This is a genomic window from Fusibacter sp. QWL-12 (assembly GCF_058683495.1).
The window spans coordinates 2,691,777-2,710,767 of sequence record NZ_CM178745.1 but is presented as its reverse complement, the minus strand read 5'-3'; the positions used below and the strand labels follow the sequence as shown (position 1 = coordinate 2,710,767).

Annotated in this window: 21 protein-coding genes and 2 riboswitches; all 21 genes read right to left on the bottom strand. The window is 36.3% G+C overall.

The features are described 5' to 3' along the window. Window positions 1-31: 31 nt before the first annotated feature. The 21 genes from panB to AC4PID_RS12935 all read right to left on the bottom strand — a co-directional run bounded on the left by panB (window position 32) and on the right by AC4PID_RS12935 (window position 18,986). Window positions 32-862 carry a 3-methyl-2-oxobutanoate hydroxymethyltransferase gene (panB, locus tag AC4PID_RS13035; RefSeq protein ID WP_492132442.1) on the bottom strand — a complete coding sequence of 277 codons (831 nt, stop codon included), beginning with the start codon at window positions 860-862 and terminating at the stop codon, window positions 32-34. Continuing rightward, window positions 813-1,691 carry a Rossmann-like and DUF2520 domain-containing protein gene (locus AC4PID_RS13030; protein WP_492132441.1) on the bottom strand — a complete coding sequence of 293 codons (879 nt, stop codon included), beginning with the start codon at window positions 1,689-1,691 and terminating at the stop codon, window positions 813-815. Before AC4PID_RS13030 ends, panB begins: the two co-directional genes overlap by 50 nt. A gap of 343 nt (window positions 1,692-2,034) precedes the next feature. Next, window positions 2,035-2,190, bottom strand: a complete 156-nt coding sequence (locus AC4PID_RS13025) for a hypothetical protein (protein WP_492132440.1) — start codon at window positions 2,188-2,190, stop codon at window positions 2,035-2,037. A gap of 68 nt (window positions 2,191-2,258) precedes the next feature. After that, on the bottom strand, window positions 2,259-2,990 hold the full coding sequence (locus tag AC4PID_RS13020) for a protein kinase domain-containing protein (RefSeq protein ID WP_492132439.1): 732 nt from the start codon (window positions 2,988-2,990) through the stop codon (window positions 2,259-2,261). Between the two features lie 13 nt (window positions 2,991-3,003). Further along, entirely contained in the window at window positions 3,004-3,594 is a 591-nt protein-coding gene (locus tag AC4PID_RS13015; RefSeq protein ID WP_492132438.1) for a hypothetical protein, read from the bottom strand. Window positions 3,595-3,603: 9 nt separating this feature from the next. Next, a complete protein-coding gene (locus tag AC4PID_RS13010) occupies window positions 3,604-5,583 on the bottom strand; it encodes a DUF5702 domain-containing protein (RefSeq protein ID WP_492132437.1) in 1,980 nt (659 codons plus the stop codon). Next, entirely contained in the window at window positions 5,570-5,962 is a 393-nt protein-coding gene (locus AC4PID_RS13005; RefSeq protein WP_492132436.1) for a hypothetical protein, read from the bottom strand. Before AC4PID_RS13005 ends, AC4PID_RS13010 begins: the two co-directional genes overlap by 14 nt. Window positions 5,963-6,123: 161 nt before the next feature. Beyond that, window positions 6,124-7,971 carry a translational GTPase TypA gene (gene typA, locus AC4PID_RS13000; protein WP_492132435.1) on the bottom strand — a complete coding sequence of 616 codons (1,848 nt, stop codon included), beginning with the start codon at window positions 7,969-7,971 and terminating at the stop codon, window positions 6,124-6,126. Between the two features lie 196 nt (window positions 7,972-8,167). Then, window positions 8,168-8,959, bottom strand: a complete 792-nt coding sequence (locus AC4PID_RS12995; RefSeq protein WP_492132434.1) for a transglutaminase-like domain-containing protein — start codon at window positions 8,957-8,959, stop codon at window positions 8,168-8,170. Window positions 8,960-8,970: 11 nt separating this feature from the next. Further along, a riboswitch (cyclic di-GMP riboswitch) is annotated at window positions 8,971-9,053 on the bottom strand. Window positions 9,054-9,103: 50 nt separating this feature from the next. Beyond that, a riboswitch (cyclic di-GMP riboswitch) is annotated at window positions 9,104-9,185 on the bottom strand. An 88-nt stretch (window positions 9,186-9,273) separates the two neighbouring features. Beyond that, window positions 9,274-9,987, bottom strand: coding sequence for a class D sortase (locus AC4PID_RS12990; protein ID WP_492132433.1), 714 nt, complete (start codon window positions 9,985-9,987; stop codon window positions 9,274-9,276). Window positions 9,988-10,005: 18 nt separating this feature from the next. Then, window positions 10,006-10,176, bottom strand: a complete 171-nt coding sequence (locus tag AC4PID_RS12985) for a hypothetical protein (protein WP_492132432.1) — start codon at window positions 10,174-10,176, stop codon at window positions 10,006-10,008. A gap of 69 nt (window positions 10,177-10,245) precedes the next feature. After that, the gene (locus AC4PID_RS12980) at window positions 10,246-10,794 is read right to left on the bottom strand and encodes an ATP-binding protein (protein WP_492132431.1); all 549 of its coding nucleotides are present in this window, start codon (window positions 10,792-10,794) and stop codon (window positions 10,246-10,248) included. Next, complete coding sequence (locus tag AC4PID_RS12975; RefSeq protein WP_492132430.1) at window positions 10,791-11,495, bottom strand: PHP domain-containing protein; 705 nt, start codon at window positions 11,493-11,495, stop codon at window positions 10,791-10,793. The genes AC4PID_RS12980 and AC4PID_RS12975 overlap by 4 nt, the downstream gene beginning before the upstream one ends. After that, window positions 11,495-11,827 carry a DRTGG domain-containing protein gene (locus tag AC4PID_RS12970; protein ID WP_492132429.1) on the bottom strand — a complete coding sequence of 111 codons (333 nt, stop codon included), beginning with the start codon at window positions 11,825-11,827 and terminating at the stop codon, window positions 11,495-11,497. The genes AC4PID_RS12975 and AC4PID_RS12970 overlap by 1 nt, the downstream gene beginning before the upstream one ends. A gap of 51 nt (window positions 11,828-11,878) precedes the next feature. Then, window positions 11,879-13,123: a [Fe-Fe] hydrogenase large subunit C-terminal domain-containing protein gene (locus AC4PID_RS12965; protein WP_492132428.1), complete on the bottom strand. Its 1,245-nt coding sequence runs from the start codon at window positions 13,121-13,123 to the stop codon at window positions 11,879-11,881. Between the two features lie 23 nt (window positions 13,124-13,146). Then, entirely contained in the window at window positions 13,147-13,593 is a 447-nt protein-coding gene (locus AC4PID_RS12960; protein WP_492132427.1) for an ATP-binding protein, read from the bottom strand. A 48-nt stretch (window positions 13,594-13,641) separates the two neighbouring features. After that, the gene (locus AC4PID_RS12955) at window positions 13,642-13,989 is read right to left on the bottom strand and encodes a DRTGG domain-containing protein (RefSeq protein WP_492132426.1); all 348 of its coding nucleotides are present in this window, start codon (window positions 13,987-13,989) and stop codon (window positions 13,642-13,644) included. Window positions 13,990-14,050: 61 nt separating this feature from the next. Continuing rightward, entirely contained in the window at window positions 14,051-14,683 is a 633-nt protein-coding gene (tmk, locus tag AC4PID_RS12950) for a dTMP kinase (RefSeq protein ID WP_492132425.1), read from the bottom strand. A 319-nt stretch (window positions 14,684-15,002) separates the two neighbouring features. After that, complete coding sequence (locus tag AC4PID_RS12945) at window positions 15,003-16,754, bottom strand: NADH-dependent [FeFe] hydrogenase, group A6 (protein ID WP_492132424.1); 1,752 nt, start codon at window positions 16,752-16,754, stop codon at window positions 15,003-15,005. A gap of 38 nt (window positions 16,755-16,792) precedes the next feature. Beyond that, window positions 16,793-18,589 carry an NADH-quinone oxidoreductase subunit NuoF gene (nuoF, locus tag AC4PID_RS12940; protein WP_492132423.1) on the bottom strand — a complete coding sequence of 599 codons (1,797 nt, stop codon included), beginning with the start codon at window positions 18,587-18,589 and terminating at the stop codon, window positions 16,793-16,795. A gap of 31 nt (window positions 18,590-18,620) precedes the next feature. Then, window positions 18,621-18,986 carry a (2Fe-2S) ferredoxin domain-containing protein gene (locus AC4PID_RS12935; protein ID WP_492132422.1) on the bottom strand — a complete coding sequence of 122 codons (366 nt, stop codon included), beginning with the start codon at window positions 18,984-18,986 and terminating at the stop codon, window positions 18,621-18,623. Window positions 18,987-18,991 lie beyond the last annotated feature (5 nt).

Below are 18,991 nucleotides of genomic sequence, written 5' to 3'. Positions count from 1 at the left end.
TTATCTTCTTTAACTTCATTTCGATATTTCGTTAATAAAGTTTATCTAGAACAGACTCATCTATTTTGAAGGTATGCTTTTCTTCTGGGAAATCGCCACTTTTCACTTCACTTGCATATGCTTTTGCCGCGTCAATTATGATTGGCTTTAGATTGGCATACTGTTTGACAAACTTCGGTGTTAAATCCGAGTACATGCCCAGCAGATCTTGAATGACCAAAACCTGCCCATCACAGCCACTTCCAGCACCTATTCCAATGGTTGGTATGCTGAGTTGACTCGAGATCAACTGTGCTAATTTAGCTGGAATACATTCTAATACAATGGCAAAGCAACCCAAGGATTCAAGTAATTTTGCCTCTTCAATTAACTTTTTTGCTTGCGCTTCCGATTTGCCTTGAACTTTAAATCCACCAAAGGCGTTAACCGATTGTGGTGTTAATCCTAAGTGTCCCATTACAGGGATTTGTGCAGCGATAATTGCCTCTATACGCGTCTTTACATTAAAGCCACCTTCAAGTTTAATCGCGTGAGCACCTGCTTCTTTTATAAAACGTGCTGCATTTCTTACAGCTTCTTCATCGCTGACATGATAGCTCATAAATGGCATATCTGCCACAACCATAGCAGATTTTGCCCCTCTTTTAACCGCTTTTGTATGATGGATCATATCTTCCATCGTCACTGCAAGCGTATCCTCGTAGCCGAGCATGGTCATCCCCAATGAATCCCCTACAAGCAGACATTCAATTCCCGCCTCATCTAAAAGACTTGCCATTGAATAATCATAAGCCGTTAGCACGGTAATTTTCTCATGATTCATTTTGTGGTTTAAAAAAGTTGATGTTGTGATCTTTGTCATAATCATCCTCCTCAAGAACAGAAATGATTTCGTCTTTCTTTTCCTTTGATTGGTTCGAAAGCGAAACGGTTTGTCTGGCTAAGGCAATATACGTTTCACGGTCTTTCTGTGAAAGTGAGTTTAAATGCATTTTTATTGTGCCACTGTCTCCACGAGCAATCGGACCAGTCAATGCCGACTTAGCACCAACTTTTTCTATATTCGATATCGTATTCGTTATGAGTGGCCATAATGCATTTTGAGCGACCTCAGCCGTATATCCGAGAGCCATTAACTGGTCGATGGCAAGATTTACAACGGTTACCAAATAATTCGATGCAATCACAGCAGAAGCGTGATATTGTGCTTTACTAGAGCTATCTACTTTAATATGTCGTGGAAATAGCAAATCAAGTCCAAACGCTTTTATAACCGACTCATTTTCAATGCCATAATAGACATTTGACAGTTCATCCGTATTCTCCACAATTGAGGTAAATGCTCTCAGTGGATGAAGCGTAAAAACATGATTCGAAAGCTGATTTAAACCATCCACAGAATGTACGCCACTGGTATGAAAAAATGCTTTATTTTCAGTTGCTATACCTTCATTCATGATTTGAGTAATCACTGAGTTGATCTGGTCATCTGACACGGTTATACCGATAATGTCCGCACTACCAATTACCCCATATAAATCATCTGTGACATAGGCATCTACTAATCGCTCATCTAATTCCAACGCCTTCGGGTTTCTCGAATAAAAACTCACAAGTTCAAATCGATGTTTCTTTAAATAAATGGCCAATGATTGTCCAACTTTTCCTGCACCAATAAAAGCGATCTTCATCTTTTCACTTCCTGTAACAAAAAATCAAAAAACTCTTTCTGCACAAGACAAAAAGAGCATCCATTTCATTATGCTTCTCAGTCTCGGGCAAATGCTCAGAGCCGATTTTCATTGTAAAAAATAACACATCCATGTATAGTCCCAAAGGGTACTATCACGTTCATTATAACATAGTTCCTTACTTAAGATTAATAAAATTTTATGTATTTTCTGTAAATCAAATTAAGAGTTGCTCAAAGAACAGTTGATGCATTTTTAAATATGTTTGGATCAAAAAAAAATTAAAGCACACCATTGGTGTGCCTTAGGTTCAAGTCATTTTTTATTTTGCTCTAGTCTTTTTCTATTCCTTAGTTTTAGTTTCATACATCATTGCATACTCATAATCCACTTCTGATTCACAAGACTTACAAAGACCAAACTTATTCACTTTCTTTTCATCGCCACATCTTTTACAATACGTAACGTCAAATTGATTTTCTTTTACTGCTTCCTTCATAAGCCACCTCCAAAACGTATTACTGTATACAATTATCCTTTATCTAAATTGTATACGATAATACTATTTTATGCAAGTGTTTTTCTCAAATCCTTCATATTATTTTTTCTTTTATTTGGATCAATTTGGCAAAGTTTTAAAAGCGCTTTCAAATGCTCATCTGAAATACGTCTTTCATTCTTACGTATGATTTCTAGAAGCGATTTTCCTAAACTAAAAAAGTCACTCTCATAATCAATGCGTTGAAATTGCAACATCATTTCTGGTGATAAATAATGAAAAGTTCCTGATGATTCTTTTATAAGATGCCGATCTTCATAAGTTGATGATAATGAAAAATCGATCAAGTATACATGATAGTAATCATCTATAATAATGTTTTCAGGCTTGATATCCAAATGTAATACACCTGCATCATGCAAGGCAAACAAGGTTCTCGTTGCATTTTCAAAAACCAGACCAAATGCATTAATCAGCTTTTGTTTTTCATTTTGCATATCTAACCACTGTCTCAGGGTTTTTCCTTTAATGTACTGACAGGTAATTTTCATGAGATCTCCTATAATTTCATAGCCATACATGACAGGAAATCCATTGAACATCGCTTGATTGAGCTTCGATAAAATAGAAATTTCATTTAGTCCTCTATTGATGTGTACAAACTTTTCAATGACAGTCAAACCTGTTTTCGACTCCACTCTTATATTGGAAAAGCAATTATTGGAAAGTGCATTAATACCTTTTGATTTCGTGTTTGATTTCACATTCATTTTAGACTTAATTAAGAAATCTTTGTGCATTCTATTTACTCCTTTAATTAACAATAGGTTCGTTAGGATAGCAAACCTTACAGGGCGTATAGCCTTCCTCGCGTGCTTTATCAATTGAGATCCCAAACTTACTCTTTCTAAGATAGTGGCATTCTGATCTATGAAATCTTTCACCATAGGTGGTGATAAATACGGTCTTGTTTGTTCTCTGATCACCATCTGAATAAACGGCTGGTGAAAATGGAAGCGCAAACTGATGTCTACCTAAAAAAGTCGGCAATGTATAATCGTAGGCAAGCTTATATTGTCCCATTCCCAGGTCATCAAAAGTAACTTCCACCTTTAAATTATGAATGAGTTGATCGATTTCAAACTTCTCTAATTCCCTATTATAGAGCCATGCGCCTATCTCGGACAGTATCGCTTCATTAATCGTTCTTCGGATGACTTTTTCGTGTCCAATAAAGGGCATACTGGCAACTTCTAGTTCATTCTTAGCATTTAAAAATGCAAACTCGAGCTGTTCATCTATATACAAACTCAAAATTGATCCAACCAATGTAATTATGAGAATCATCGATATGGTAATTACAAGAGCCGCCTCAATGGTCACACTCGCTTTAGATTTTTTCACAAGCACCTCTTATTCCGTTAGCTGATTGACAAGGACATACTGTCTCATCTGATGATGAAATCCACTATTATCTTCCCAAGCGATTTGAAGTTGGTGACCTATAGAATAATCGTCTAAAGTACTTTTTTTCTCCAATCCATAGAGTTCAAGTGCAAATAATGACATAGCTCTATTAACAGTCTTAGATTCATCTTGCATATATAGTAGCAATCTTAAGTAATCCATATAATAAATACCATATTGCGTTTTACTATGACTTTCAGATGTATTTTTGTCATCTATGGCACTGTCTTGAGACAATAAACCATTTAAGCTCGTATGCCATTCTTCACTTCTCTTAATCATTGGGATGGCATTTCCTTTTAACAATTCGTTAACGTCTGTATAAGATTCTGCTGTCGACCATAATGCAATCGCACCCGAATAAGCAAAAATTCGCCATGGTTGTGGTATCGACGCAGTTAGCACATTGATCTGATTCATTTGAGATTTTGATTGAATGAGAGAAACCAAATTAAACGGTACGCGAATACCTAATATTTTCAATCTTATTTCAGCCAAGCTCTGTCTTTGATGATGCAATCCCGTTAATATGAATTCAATCTCGCCTTGAATGGAACGTTCCACATTTAATCGCTCTCCATAAGGAATTTTTCTAGGACAATTCTGGTCAAAGCTATTAAAAATTGAAAGTAAGTATTCTGAGACAAGAATTTTCGTAGTTAAGTCATAATTGATTACACCTTCATGGTTTCTGTAGTCAATGGACTCATTTAATTCAAGTGAAACATCCTCAATTGTAACGCTTTTAAAGAGCTCATCAAGTTTGGTTATTGCATCTAGAATTTTCAAATAAAGCGACTTTTGATGATTTATGATAAACTGATTCAATTTAGCATCGATTTCCTGTCTTATTTCTTTGCTTACTTGTGATAACCGATCGTTTTCTTCACGTAGTTTGCTCAACGCCACTTCTATCTGTTCAATTTTATCAGTAAAAAGTGCAATTAATATCTCATTCTCCCCTTCATTTTCTTCATTTTCTTCATTTTCAAGTCTCTTTATTGATTCATAAAGCTCTCTTACTTCCTTAGTATAGAGATCTATTTTATTTAGATTTTCTCCTATGCTCGATTCAACTTCTGAAACTGTATTTGCATTTTGTGAAACAGAATTGAGAATATCCGTTATTTGATCTATTTTAAGATTGAAATCCACCTTGCCTTCGCTATAATTATCTTTCATATTCGCATAAAAGGTAGTTGTATCACTATTATCATCGTTTGACTGTAGCGACTCAAGCTGGAATGCCAATTCTTGATAGTCCACTTCAAAAAGTAAATTGGCTGAATGAATCTCTTGCTCAAGCTGACTAATATGATTTTGTATATCCGAAATTGACCCAAATGCATTTATAGACTTCAGCCTGTCTTCTACCGTTTCGAAATCCAGCCATTCAAAAACTTTTTTTTCATAGCTTTGAAGGGTTTTTACATTCGACTGCAGCTTTGCATATGCCTTATTTTGCTCAAGAAGTGTCGTTCCATAATCCACAAGTGAGATGCATTTAGAACTAACAGCCGCTTGCTTAAGCGCTTTACTGAAGTGTTCTGGCGATGAAATTCTATCAAAAGTAATGTCAACCTCTGGCGGATAGCCAGTTTCGCTTACACCATTTAAAGCAGCGTATTTTTGTACAATATTTTCAAACGGTTGATCCGTTGGCGATGCCAGCATCCCAAACTGTGACATCATAACCTCACTATATTTTGACAATATGCCGTCACTCGCTGCATGTGCAACTTTCTGCATATCATTCTCTCTTTTATAGCTATCTACCAATTGGAATATTAATAAACTACCGATTATAATGACTGGAATCAATATGACCATAAAAATTGAAATTGCACCCTCTTGAGTTTGAAAGTAGGCCATTGATTTACTCTGTCTCTTTGATTTACTCTGTCTCTTTGATTTACTCTGTCTCATGAATTTGCCATCCTCCACCGAAAATCTTAGATGCTTCATTCAAGGTTGCAATAACCCCTCTATTGTAACTGATATAAGAAAAACGGTGCACTATAGCGTAGCGTTCGTTTAATCCAGGAAACTTATATGGATTGATCTGTTCTAGCTCAGTATTTGACTCATACATTTTCCCTACTCCAATATTATGCATTGAGATGAAGTTGGCGTTTTGAAATTCATATGTATTCATACTTGCATGCGTCGCAGTACTCTCTAAAAAGATTCTTGATTGAAATATCATTTCAATGCCAATAGATTGCACATAAAATACAAGCATCATACCAGCCATTAATAAAAATAAAATTAGTGGAATTATAATCACGAGTTCAAGAGATGTCATTTCGCCTCCGAATACCATTATTTTACATTTCGTTTGGTATTATTTTACATCTATAGTTTAAAATTGTCAATTATTACCATTCTTTTTTTAATCATCTGATATCATTACGAACACGTTTTTGGATATAAAAAATCCCTGTTCTTAGAACAGGGATTTAAGTCTTAAACGACTTCTTGAGCTTCTAACTCTTTATTCATTTTATTTCTATATCTTACACGATCTGTTTCATTAAGAATTCTTTTTCTCATTCTTAATGAATCTGGTGTGATTTCAAGCAATTCATCATCTTCTATGAAAGTAAGTGCTTCTTCCATATTAAATACTTTTGGTGGTAATAGCTTGATTGCATCATCAGAACCAGATGCTCTAGTATTGGTTAATTTCTTGTTCTTTGTCGGATTGACAACCATGTCTTCTTTTCTCGAATTGATACCAATGATCATACCTTCATACACTTCCGTTCCTGCATCAATCATCATCGTTGCACGATCAGATAAGTTAAATAAGGAATACGCCATCGCTACGCCACCTTGTTGAGAGATTAGAACACCGTTACTTCTCTTAGGTATTTCGCCTCTATATGGTTGGAATTCAAAGAATGATCTGAGCAGAACGCCCTCTCCTCTAGTAACATTGATGAACTCACTTCTATATCCAAGAAGACCTCGAGTAGGTACTAAAAACTCAGATCTAGTAAATCCATCCTCAGAATGCATGCCATCTAGCAAGCCTTTTCTTAAGCTAAGTTCTGAAATAACAGCACCTGAATACTCATCCGGTACGATCGCAATAACGCGTTCAATCGGTTCGTATTTTTGGCCATCTATCATTTTCATAAGTACTTGAGGTTTTGACACTGCAACTTCATAGCCTTCACGTCTCATATTCTCTAAAAGAATCGATAGGTGAAGTTCGCCACGACCAGATACGCGATAACCATCTTGAACAGAATCTAGCGCATCTACTCTTAAGCCAACATTAACTTCCAACTCTTTGTCCAATCTGCTTTTTAAGTGTCTGTTCGTTACAAACTTTCCACTTCTACCGCAAAATGGTGAGTCATTGATTAAAAAGTTCATTGAGAGGGTTGGCTCTTCGATTTCGATCATAGGTAATGCTTCCACTTTATCTGGATCACAAATCGTTTCACCGATTGAAATATCTTGTATACCCGCTATAACGACCATATCCCCTGCGTATGCTTCAGTCACTTCCACCTTTGAAAGACCTTGATAGACATACAACTTAGAAACTTTCGCTCGCTGTTGCGTATTATCTCTTTTACTAATCATCACTTGATCGCCTTGCTTGATTGTACCTCTAATCAATCTACCAATTCCCAGTCTTCCGACATATTCGTCATAATCAAGTGAAGAAATTTGTAATTGTAATGCTTCATCAGAGCTGTCACGATAAGGCTCAACGTGGTTTAGAATAGTTTCAAACAAAGGTGATAAGTCAGTACTTTCATCTTCCATACTTAACTTCGCAATACCTTCCTTAGCGATTCCATACACGATAGGAAACTCAAGCTGATGATCGTCAGCATTTAACTCAACAAACAAATCGAAGGTTAAATCGACGACTTCTTCTGCTCTTTGATCTTTCTTATCTATTTTGTTTATAAATAAAATTGGTCTCAAACCTCTTTCCAGAGATTTTTTAAGAACAAATCTAGTTTGTGGCATAGGCCCTTCACTAGAGTCAACCAATAAGATTACGGTATCAACCGTTTTCATTATTCTTTCTACCTCTGACGAGAAGTCAGCATGGCCCGGTGTATCTACAATATTGATCTTGTAATCATTGTACATAATAGAACAGTTTTTTGAGTAAATGGTGATGCCTCTTTCTCTTTCCAAATCATTACTGTCCATAACACATTCTGGCACGAACTCATTTGCTCTAAAAACATTGCTTTGATTTAAAAATGCGTCAACTAAAGTTGACTTTCCTGCATCAACGTGAGCGATAACCGCAATATTGATGATGCCTTTGTTTTTTAACATTTATATCTCCTAAACTAATAAAGCGTAATATTCAACCTTATAATAATATCTTATTTTTGTTGTAAAAGATATCATAATTTTAAAAAAAGACAAAAAAATAAAAATCTTCGGACATCAAATCCTCAGATTTTACCACAAAAATGTGTGATCAATAAAAAAACTGCACTGCAGTTACCTACAGAACAGTTAAGAAGGCTTAATAAACTTTTGAAACACTATATTCTTTTGCTAATTTATACATAGATACCGTTTTATTTGCTTGAACATAAGATGCATCAACTGTCGTATCTACTGTTTTCCAAGTACCATTAATATAGACTTCATTCCATGCATGATAGACATCACCAGTATTCGTTGAGTAACCTTTTACAAGTTTCGTAGGAATCCCAACACTTCTTGTCATTGCAGCGAATAATGCCGAATAATCATAACAAATGCCATTTTTTGAAGCAAATGTACTATCAACATTTGGGAAGTAACCACTAGTTACAGTTTTAGCTTTATTATAATCGTATTTATAGTTTTTGGTAATATAGTTATAAATCGCTTTTACTTTTGCATCATCAGAAGTTAAATTTTTTGTGAGCTCATATGCCTTTTGTACAGCTAGTGTATCTTCATTCCATTCTATATCTTGAATTGAATTAAGATATACGACATTAGAGTTTGCCAAATTTAACGTAACCGATGTTTTAGTAAGCTCTTTGTAACTATTTCCAGTGGTATTTTGCATCAATCTCACTGTGTAAGTGCCATTTCCAAGTTGTAACGGAAATTGATTAACATCTGTGTCAACGATTGGATAAGAGTATCTTTGACCATCTTTTTCAACTAACAATAAAATTTTACTGCTACTTAATGTGCTATATTCAACGTTTACGATTCCTGTTGCCAAATCTGCTTGAATGGTTTGAGTTGCACCAAAACTGGTAAACGATGCACTGACCAAAACAACTGTCATCACTAATAAACTCAATATTTTTTTCATGTTTCTCTCCCTTCGGTAGCTAGGCTGCCATTCCTTATGGAAAGGCCCTATAGCTTTGCGTCCCATCGTTTCCAATGGTTTGCCGTTATCGGTGAGAGGTTCGTTTCACGTAATGAAATTTTCAAAAAATAGAAAATCTCCTCATTCGGCGACTGGCTGCCACTCCTTTCGGAAAGGCCCTATAGTTTTGCGTCCCATCGTTTCCGATGGTTTGCCTTTGTCGTGAAAAGACATCTCTTCACAGAATATTTACTTCTATGCTAATAGTATACCACACTTCTAATTTTGTACAATTACAAAAACATTACGACTTTTTATGGATTTTGTAAAGCGTGTATGATTAAACGATGCGTTGGGTTCTTTACAGGATCACAGGTAACCAAGGTTAAAATTTTATCTTCATTATTTTTATATAATACAGAAATTTCAGTTGGCTCTACGATAAGGGTCTCATATACGGTGTACTTATAGACCTTATTATCTGTAGTGATTTCAATGATGTCGCCTTTACCTAACTCGTCCAATCGATTAAAAAACAAGCCATATGATCTACCTCTATGTCCCGCTATACCTACATTTCCGATTTCACCAAACTCTGAAGTGCCTGCAATTACAGCAGCTCCTCTATTCAAATTTTTATCTGTTGCACCCATTAGGATCGGCATTATCAAATTGATTTTGGATATTTTAATTTTCCCAATAACACTTTTGTCTACAGTTTTCGCTTTTTCTGTTGTTGCTTCCGTCGATGCCTCTATTGATTCTGTCACATCTGTAGATGTTTCAACTGTCGTTTCTTCCTCACTCGCTTCTATCGCATCACTAGCTTCATAAATTGCCTGTAAAGCAAGAAAATCTGCCTCGGCTTGTTGATCTGCTTCTTCATTTAATGTCAATTGACTGTCATATGCTTCAAGTAACTTGTTTTGCCAATAATCAGCATATAATTTGTCAGCAATTGGGAAAGCAGCGATCCCTAAACCTGCTATAATTAATCCTGTGGATAGCCATTTTTTCCAACTTATCATAATCTGCCTCTTTCAAAATTAGTCGCCGTAATGACGATAGCTGTCTAAAAACATCAGCATTAAACCAGATCCAATTCCAAATACACTTAGTGCAGTTCGAATATAGGGGTCTATCTGTATATTTTTTGTTATCACAATTAATACTATAGTAAATAGTAATACCTTTATACCCATTTTCTTTAGGTTCAAAGCGGCACCTCTTATCCTCTTTATTAATTAACCATATCACAATTGAAAACAAAATGTAAAGAGGGTGTACTATTGCACACCCTTGATTTCTTGAAGACCTTCTGTTATATACTCTCTTAACCATGTGATGACGTCAAGATTATTAATCGGAACCCCATCTAACAACTTTCTAATTTCTTTTGTATTTAAGGTAAACGTCTCATTATTTACTGTGTGCGTGTAAATCATATCCATAGATTCACAGGCATTGATAATCGTCACTAATGTTTCCGGCATATCTCCAAGTGGCACACGATCAATATGACTGTGCTTGAAGACTGCAGTGATTTCAGTTCCAGCTCCAAGTTGTGATTTGATTTCGAAATAACCACCACATTGTTCTGCTGAAGACTTAAAAAGCGGTATACCCAATCCAACCTTTCGCGTCGTACGAGTCGTATAAAAAGGATCAATTACCCTTCTAACAGTCTCTGCATCCATTCCAATGCCATCGTCTTTAATTTTAATCGTCAACCGATCTGTCGCCATATCTTCAATTACAACGATTCTTAAACACTCTGCTTTAGCTGAAATTGAATTTTGTGCAATATCCAAAATGTGTAAAGAAAGCTCCCTCATAATACCTTCCCCAATAAATAATCAATTACTGCTGAACAACTTCTTTCCGATAAATCCATAGAATGAATGGGCTCGCTGATTTGTTCTAAATAATGTGCATCTGAATTATAAATAACTTGAAAATCTTTCGTCAACCCTTCTGATATTGGACTGTTGAGATGTACTTCAACGGTTTTAAATCCTAATGATTCTGGTATGAATCCTAAATTGACGAGTATGCTATTTGACGCTTTGTTTATGTGTGCTGGAACGACACATCCAAAATGCTTTTCTACTAAAGCTTTAACCGCTTCAATAGATAAATCTACCGACATCATTAGTGCTCTTAACTCTTCTCCTGTTTGTTCATCATTATCATTTAATATGAGTTGATGTCCAAATAGTTTAGGCTTATTCAGTATTGGTGTCCTATAAGCTGCTAAAACTTCATTAAATCCTAAAAGATCAGATAAACTTCTAAAGTAGCAGAGTACATGAACCTCTTCTTTTGTTTGAATTTCCATACCTGGAACCAACAAAATGTCAAATTTTTCAGCCACTTGAGCAATCGCTACTAGATTGTCACAAGCGTTGTGATCTGTCACTGCAATTATGTCTAATCCTTTAATGTGCGCCATTCCCACAATATTATTAGGCGTCATATCCTCACTACCACATGGAGATAGACATGAGTGTATGTGCAAATCATAGTAAAGTTTCACTATTTTACTCCAGCTTCATATAAAATCTTAAAAATCTCAAAAGAATCTAGCTCTGTTGATAAAATAACAACTTCTTGCTCATTTGCTTTTTCTAAAATTTCTTGTTCAACTTTAATCCCTTCTGGAATAATAATACAAGCAAAGTCTAATAATGAAGCAACTGCCAATATGTTGTTATGTGTTTGAACGGTTATCCAAGCTGTATCATGTTTACCCTTAGCCATTACCCAGCTCAATAAATCACAAGAGTATGCATTTTCAATTTTTCTATCTAAATTTTCTCCTGATAAGTGTTTAAAACCAAACTTCTCAATCAATTCTTTAACAAACATCTCTATACTCCTCAGCCTAAAATTATAATTTATAAATTCTATGAATCAACATTAGCCTTTAGACTGAGTTTTTAACAAGACACAATCCTCTAGCTTTGCATTGCCACTGACGATGTCCTCAGCGAGAACTCTACAGTTAGGTGCACCACAGGCACCACAATTGATACCTGGTAACATCTGCGTATACTCTTCAATTTTTGCCATTTTTTCTAGTGCTCGTTTGAAATCCGTATCTAATTTAAAAATCGGCATTGGTTTAATAGGTGTATCCCACTCCATATTTTCTGGTATTAAATCAATATCAATGTTTACAGGTACATCCATACCATATTTTTTTGTTAATTTTCTAACGCGATTTTTTCCAATAAATGTGTTTTCAACATTTAAAGGTCCTCCAACGCATCCGTTTACACACGCATAGCCTTCAAAGAAATCTAAGGAGTTGAGTTTTCCAATTTCCATTGACTCAAGCACTTTTATGACTTCGTCAATACCATCAACTGCAATATAATCGTCAATTTCCATCGCATAGCTTTGTCCGCCAACCCTTGCCCAACCAATCCCTTTTCCAGTTGAGCGTTGAAGCGGTTTTATGTCCGTTACCTTATCGATGATTTTCATGACTTTGTAATAGATTTCTTCAGTGGAAACGGCTTCATCAATACTTGATTTATCTATCCCAATTGGATTTTTTATACTTGTGATCTTTGCCGGACAAGGTGAAATATATATGATACCGATTTCATCATCCGCATAGCCTTCTTGTATCAATCTTCTTCTCACATGTCTTGCAGCGATTTCCATAGGCGCTTCAAGTTTAATGATATGATCAATTAAAGCCGGATACTTAATTTGAATGAGGCGCGTAATTACAGGGCAATACGTCGATATTAAGGGTTTATTGATATGTTCCTTTTCTAGCATTGATTTCTCATAAACCGCTAAAATTTCAGCAGCATGTGCCGTATCGTACACTTCATCAAAGCCTAATTTCAACAATGCATTGTAAACCTTGTTCGTATCGTACTCTTCCGCAAATTGACCATAAAAAGAAATCGAAGGAAGGGCAACTGTGTACTTGTAATTGTTCAGAGTATCTATTGAACTGACAAGTGCGCCTTTTGCATGGTAAGGACATACTCTTAAGCATTCCCCACAATCAATGCAACGATCTTGAATGATTCGTGCTTTACCGTCGATGATTCTAATGGCTTGTGTCGGACATCGATCAAGACAGTGTGTGCATCCATTACAGTAGTCTTTTTCGAGCACTACTGAATGCCAGTATTCTCTCATTATTACCTCCAAGTGAGGACTGATTAGTAGGTGACGACCATCTTAATTTGTGTACCAACGCCAAAAGTTGATTCAATGATAAACTCGTCGCTCACTTTTTCCATGTTTGGCAAGCCCATACCTGCGCCAAACCCCATTTCTCTTGCAACAGCAGTGGCAGTCGAAAACCCCTTTGTCATTGCAAGATCAATATTTTCAATTCCTGGGCCAACATCTTCAACGTATATTTCGATACAGTCGGGCTTTATGTATACGTCAATCGTACCACCCAACGAGTGAATAACTAAATTAATTTCTGCTTCATAAGTTGCAATTGCAATTCTCCTAAGAATATTTGCATCAATAGCCAATTGTCTAAGCATATTCTTAATCTTACTTGAAGCCTCACCAGCTCTTGAAAAATCATCTTTTAATATATCATAGTGAAGTTTCATAGCAACATTTGATTCATTTCTCATATAGGCGTTCATAAATCTCAGATCCCCTTGCCTCTGCAGATTAGTATTACGGTTGACTGATTAAATGGATATACCTCTTAATCCATTGTTATATAGTATTCCTGAAACGGTAAATAAAGACTCTCTTGTTGACATTAGCAGTATTTTTTTGTCTTCTGCTAGGTTGATCATTTCATTACATGGTTTTTTCCCTCTTACAAAGAGGATTGCCTTTAGATCAAGCATCTCAGCTGTTCTGATAACCTGTTGATTCGTCAGACCTGTAATCAATAAAGTGTCATCTTCTACATAAGCTAACACATCACTCATTAAATCTGAGCCAAAAGCTGTATTGATCTCAAGTTCTAGACCAGGTTCATATGCTAAAACATCTGCTTTAATTATTTCTTTGATGTATTTTAAGTGCATCATTGCCTCCTATAACTCAAAAGTTAATTATTTAACAATTAACACTTACATTATAGCATCTTTACATTCTGAGTTCAATTTCTTTTATTACAGCTTTTGTGACCGCTTCTACTGACTGATTGGCATCAATCGTAACAATACGTTTTGGAAAGCGTTCAACTAAGCTTAGATAGCCTTCTCTTACGCGTTCATGAAAGTGAAGCCCTTCTAAATCAAGCTTATTGATTTCACGGTCTGGGTTTTGTGCAATACGATCTAAGCCTACTTTGGGATCAACATCTAGATACAATGTCAAATCAGGTAAAAAGCCTTCAGTAGCAAATAAGTTCATATTATAAACCTCATCTATGCCAATGCCTCTAACATAGCCTTGGTAAACCATAGATGAATCGACAAATCGATCGATAATCACCAACTTGCCTTGTTCAACAGCAGGTTTGACTTTTTCAACCAAATGTTGTCTTCTAGCTGCTGCAAACAAAAGCGCTTCTGTTCTTACATCCATTTCTGGTAAATTTTTATCTAAGGTGATGTTTCGAATTTGTTCTGAAATTCTAACGCCACCTGGTTCTCTTGTAATGATAAAGGGTAGACTCAATTCTTGAAAATAAACCGCAATCTGCTCAATAACAGTTGATTTACCAGCACCGTCTCCACCTTCTATAGAGATAACTAAAGGTTTCTTGTTGGACATGTTTTGCTCCTCATTATTAATATACGTACATTATCATTTTAAACTATTTTGCCTTCCTTTACTATAGTTAAAGTCCTATCTCAGTGCCATTTGATATACGTCTATCAAACTCAATAAGCATTTACTTATATATCAAACACTTAACCGCACTAAATTAAAAGCCTTCAATGATTATTAAAAATCTTCAGGCATCGAGCCTTCAGATTTTACCACAAGCGAGATTGTGGCTAAATAAAAAACCTGCAATTACATGTCGCCATATAATTGCAGGTGATTTAACGATTACTTGTCATAGTCAAGGTTTGACCATGATTTATAATTATTTGTTTAATGGGAATTTTTCTCTAGCAACATAGTGCGTATGAAGTAATTCATGCGCTTTATGGCTATTTGGTTTGCCAAGATACTCATCGTATAAGCGTTTGATCTCTGGATTTTTATGAGATTTTCTTACAGTTAAAGCAGCATCTTCTGAATAAAGTGCTTTTGCTCTTTCTGCTCTTATATCGATTACATTTCTAACGTTAGCTGGTTGAATTGGCTGTCCACCACCATTTACACAACCGCCTGGACAAGCCATAACTTCGATAAAGTGGTAATCTGCTTCGCCATTTTTGATTTTATCAAGTAAGATACCCGCATTTGTTGTATTGTGAGCAACAGCAACCTTAATATCCATACCAGCAACATTAACCGTAGCTTCTTTGATACCTTCAATACCACGAACTGCAGTATAGTCAACGTTTTCAAGATCTTGACCGCTTAATACGTCAGCAACGGTTCTGATCGCTGCTTCCATAACGCCGCCTGTCGCTCCGAAGATTACACCAGCGCCTGAATAGTCGCCCATGAATGCATCAAAAGTACCTTCTTCTAATTTATCAAACTCAAGTCTAGCTTCTTTAATCATCAATGCAAGTTCACGAGTTGTAATTGATACATCTACGTCTCTATATCCATTAACTTCAAGCTCTGGTCTTACGATCTCAGATTTTTTAGAAGTACATGGCATTACTGAAATTACGAGGATATCTTTTGGATCGATACCGTGTTTTTCAGCGTAGTAGCTTTTTGCTAATGCACCAAACATATTTTGTGGTGATTTACATGTTGAAAGGTGTGGTAAAAGATCTGGATAGTTAAACTCGATATATCTTACCCAACCTGGCGAACATGATGTGATCATTGGTAAAACGCCACCGTTTTGTAGTCTGTGAAGTAACTCTGTACCCTCTTCCATAATTGTAACGTCAGCTGCCCAGTTTGTATCGAAAATCTTGTCAAAGCCAAGTCTTCTTAACGCTGTAGCTAATTTACCAGTTACATTTGTTCCAATTGGGTATCCAAACTCTTCACCTAGTGCTGCTCTTACTGCTGGAGCTGATTGAACGATAACGTGTTTCGATTTATCTTCAAGCGCTGCCCATACTTTATCGATAGCAGATTTCTCTGTTAAAGCACCTACTGGACAAGTTACCATACATTGACCACAGTAAATACATGGTACATCTTTCATGCTCATTTCAAATGCAGGACCTACAGTTGTTTTGAAGCCTCTGTTTAAGAAATCTAAGATACCAATGCCTTGAACATTTTTACATGCACTTACACAACGACCGCAAAGAATACATTTGCTTGAATCTCTTACGATTGAAGGAGAAAGATCATCAAAAGATGGCTCTCTTTTTTCGCCTTCATAAGGGATTGTTCTGATGCTTAATTCTTCAGAAAGTGATTGTAATTCGCAGTTTTTGCTTCTTACGCATGTTGTACACTCTCTGTTATGGTTAGCAAGTAATAATTCTACTGTATTTTTTCTAGCTTTTCTAACTCGTGTATTGTTAGTGTTAACTACCATGCCTTCACGAACTGGAAGCACACATGAAGCTTGAAGTGCTCTAGCACCTTCCACTTCAACAACACAAACACGACAAGCGCCAACTTCATTGATATCTTTAAGGAAGCAAAGAGTTGGAATATCGATACCAACTGTTCTAGCAGCTTCTAATACTGTTAAGTTACTTGGTACTTCATATTGAATACCGTTTATAGATAAACTTACATTACTCACGATAAGTACACCTCTTTCATATAATCTTTGTTGTCCAACTATTGCTTAACAATAACTTTCTTAGGACATTTTGGAATACAAGCGCCACATTTGATACATTTTGCTTGATCGATGACATGATTTTGTTTCACTTCGCCACTGATAGCATCAACTGGACAAACTCGTTTACAAGCAGTACAGCCAATACAGCCATCTGTGATCACGATTGACAATAAATCTTGACACATACCAGCTGGACATTTTTTGTCAACTACGTGAGCGATGTACTCATCTTTGAAGTACTTAAGTGTAGATAATACTGGGTTTGGTGCAGTTTGTCCAAGACCACAAAGTGATGAGTCTTTTATTGAGTAAGCTAATTCTTCTAATTTAGTTAAATCTTCCATAGTACCGTTACCTGAAGTGATTTTTTCAAGCATTTCAAGCATTCTCTTAGTACCTTCACGACATGGTACACATTTACCACATGATTCATCTACTGTAAAGTCAAGGAAGAATCTAGCGAAGTCAACCATACAGTTTGTATCATCAACAACGATCATACCACCTGAACCCATCATTGAGCCAAGTGCTGTTAAAGTATCAAAATCGATTGGTGTTTCAAGATGTGCTTCTGTTAAACAACCACCTGATGGACCACCCGTTTGAACAGCTTTGAATTTTCTACCATTTGGAATACCGCCACCGATATCATAGATAACTTCTTTAAGCGTTGTTCCCATTGGAATTTCAACAAGACCTGTATTGTTGATTTTACCACCTAAAGCGAAAACCTTAGTTCCTGGTGACTTTTCAGTACCGAATGAAGTAAACCAATCAGCGCCGTTTAAGATAATTTGAGGCACAACTGCATAAGTCTCAACGTTATTGATGATTGTAGGTTTTCCAAAGATACCTTTTTGAGCTGGGAATGGTGGCTTTGGTCTTGGCATACCACGCTCGCCTTCGATAGAAGCGATAAGAGCAGTCTCTTCACCACATACGAATGCACCAGCACCTAATCTGATTTCCATTTCGAAATTGAAATCAGTACCAAATATATTTTTACCGAGTAAGCCCATAGCATTTGCTTGAGCAATCGCAATACCTAAACGCTTAACTGCGATTGGATACTCCGCACGGATATAGACATAACCTTTTTCAGCGCCAATTGCGTAAGCTGCAATTGCCATAGCTTCAATGATTGCATGTGGGTCACCCTCAAGGACAGAACGGTCCATAAATGCACCTGGATCTCCCTCATCGGCATTACAAGCAACATACTTGATATCGCCTTCTGATTTAGCAGCAAACTCCCATTTTAAGCCTGTTGGGAAACCACCGCCCCCACGGCCACGAAGACCTGATTTTTTCATCTCATCGATAACTTGTTGCGGAGTCATTTGAGTTAATGCTTTACCAAGAGCTTGGTAACCATCAAATGCGATATACTCTTCGATGATTTCAGGGTTGATTACACCACAGTTTTTAAGTGCAACACGTTTTTGTTTTTTGTAGAAAGTTACTTCATTGATACTTGTTTCAATTTCAGTAACATTTGCTAATTTATCAACATAAAGAAGATCTTTTACTATTCTTCCTTTTAATAAGTGCTCGTCAACGATTCTTTCTACGTCTGCTTTTTCAACTCTTGAGTAGAATGAACCTTCTGGATATACGATACAGATAGGACCTGCTTCGCAAAGACCGAAACAACCAGTTCTTACAACTTTTACTTCTTTTTCTAAGCCTTTGGCTACTAAAGCATCATTAAACATTTCTTCGATGGTTGCTGATCCTGAGGATACACAACCTGTACCACCACACACAAGGACATGTGCTCTATAGAAATCCATTGATATACCTCCTAAATTTGGTTTGTTACAATTACTCTGCTGCACCAATCGTGAATTCAGTTACGATATTGCCATTAACGATGTGTTCTGCGATGATTCTTCTCGCTTTTTCTTCTGTTAATTCAACATAAGTAACTTTTTCGCCGCCTTCTTTGTAGACTTCAACGAGTGGCTCAAGTCTGCAAACGCCAATGCAACCTGTTTGAGTAATCTCTACATCTTTCAAACCTCTTTTTTGAACTTCATCCATCAAAGCGGCTAAGATAGGGCGAGCACCTGCTGCGATACCACAAGTTGCCATACCAACGACAATTCTAGTACCTTTGCGATCTTTTCTTAAATCAACTTTTTTAAGTGCTTCGTCTCTAAGTTGTGTTAATTCAGCTAATGTTTTCATTTGTG

Coding starts and splice junctions, on each gene's coding strand:
- panB (WP_492132442.1), bottom strand. CDS start 862: ATGACAAAGATCACAACATCAACTTTTTTAAACCACAAAATGAATCAT.
- AC4PID_RS13030 (WP_492132441.1), bottom strand. CDS start 1,691: ATGAAGATCGCTTTTATTGGTGCAGGAAAAGTTGGACAATCATTGGCC.
- AC4PID_RS13025 (WP_492132440.1), bottom strand. CDS start 2,190: ATGAAGGAAGCAGTAAAAGAAAATCAATTTGACGTTACGTATTGTAAA.
- AC4PID_RS13020 (WP_492132439.1), bottom strand. CDS start 2,990: ATGCACAAAGATTTCTTAATTAAGTCTAAAATGAATGTGAAATCAAAC.
- AC4PID_RS13010 (WP_492132437.1), bottom strand. CDS start 5,583: ATGAGACAGAGTAAATCAAAGAGACAGAGTAAATCAAAGAGACAGAGT.
- AC4PID_RS13005 (WP_492132436.1), bottom strand. CDS start 5,962: ATGACATCTCTTGAACTCGTGATTATAATTCCACTAATTTTATTTTTA.
- typA (WP_492132435.1), bottom strand. CDS start 7,971: ATGTTAAAAAACAAAGGCATCATCAATATTGCGGTTATCGCTCACGTT.
- AC4PID_RS12995 (WP_492132434.1), bottom strand. CDS start 8,959: ATGAAAAAAATATTGAGTTTATTAGTGATGACAGTTGTTTTGGTCAGT.
- AC4PID_RS12990 (WP_492132433.1), bottom strand. CDS start 9,987: ATGATAAGTTGGAAAAAATGGCTATCCACAGGATTAATTATAGCAGGT.
- AC4PID_RS12980 (WP_492132431.1), bottom strand. CDS start 10,794: ATGAGGGAGCTTTCTTTACACATTTTGGATATTGCACAAAATTCAATT.
- AC4PID_RS12970 (WP_492132429.1), bottom strand. CDS start 11,827: ATGTTTGTTAAAGAATTGATTGAGAAGTTTGGTTTTAAACACTTATCA.
- AC4PID_RS12965 (WP_492132428.1), bottom strand. CDS start 13,123: ATGAGAGAATACTGGCATTCAGTAGTGCTCGAAAAAGACTACTGTAAT.
- AC4PID_RS12960 (WP_492132427.1), bottom strand. CDS start 13,593: ATGAACGCCTATATGAGAAATGAATCAAATGTTGCTATGAAACTTCAC.
- AC4PID_RS12955 (WP_492132426.1), bottom strand. CDS start 13,989: ATGCACTTAAAATACATCAAAGAAATAATTAAAGCAGATGTTTTAGCA.
- tmk (WP_492132425.1), bottom strand. CDS start 14,683: ATGTCCAACAAGAAACCTTTAGTTATCTCTATAGAAGGTGGAGACGGT.
- nuoF (WP_492132423.1), bottom strand. CDS start 18,589: ATGGATTTCTATAGAGCACATGTCCTTGTGTGTGGTGGTACAGGTTGT.
- AC4PID_RS12935 (WP_492132422.1), bottom strand. CDS start 18,986: ATGAAAACATTAGCTGAATTAACACAACTTAGAGACGAAGCACTTAAA.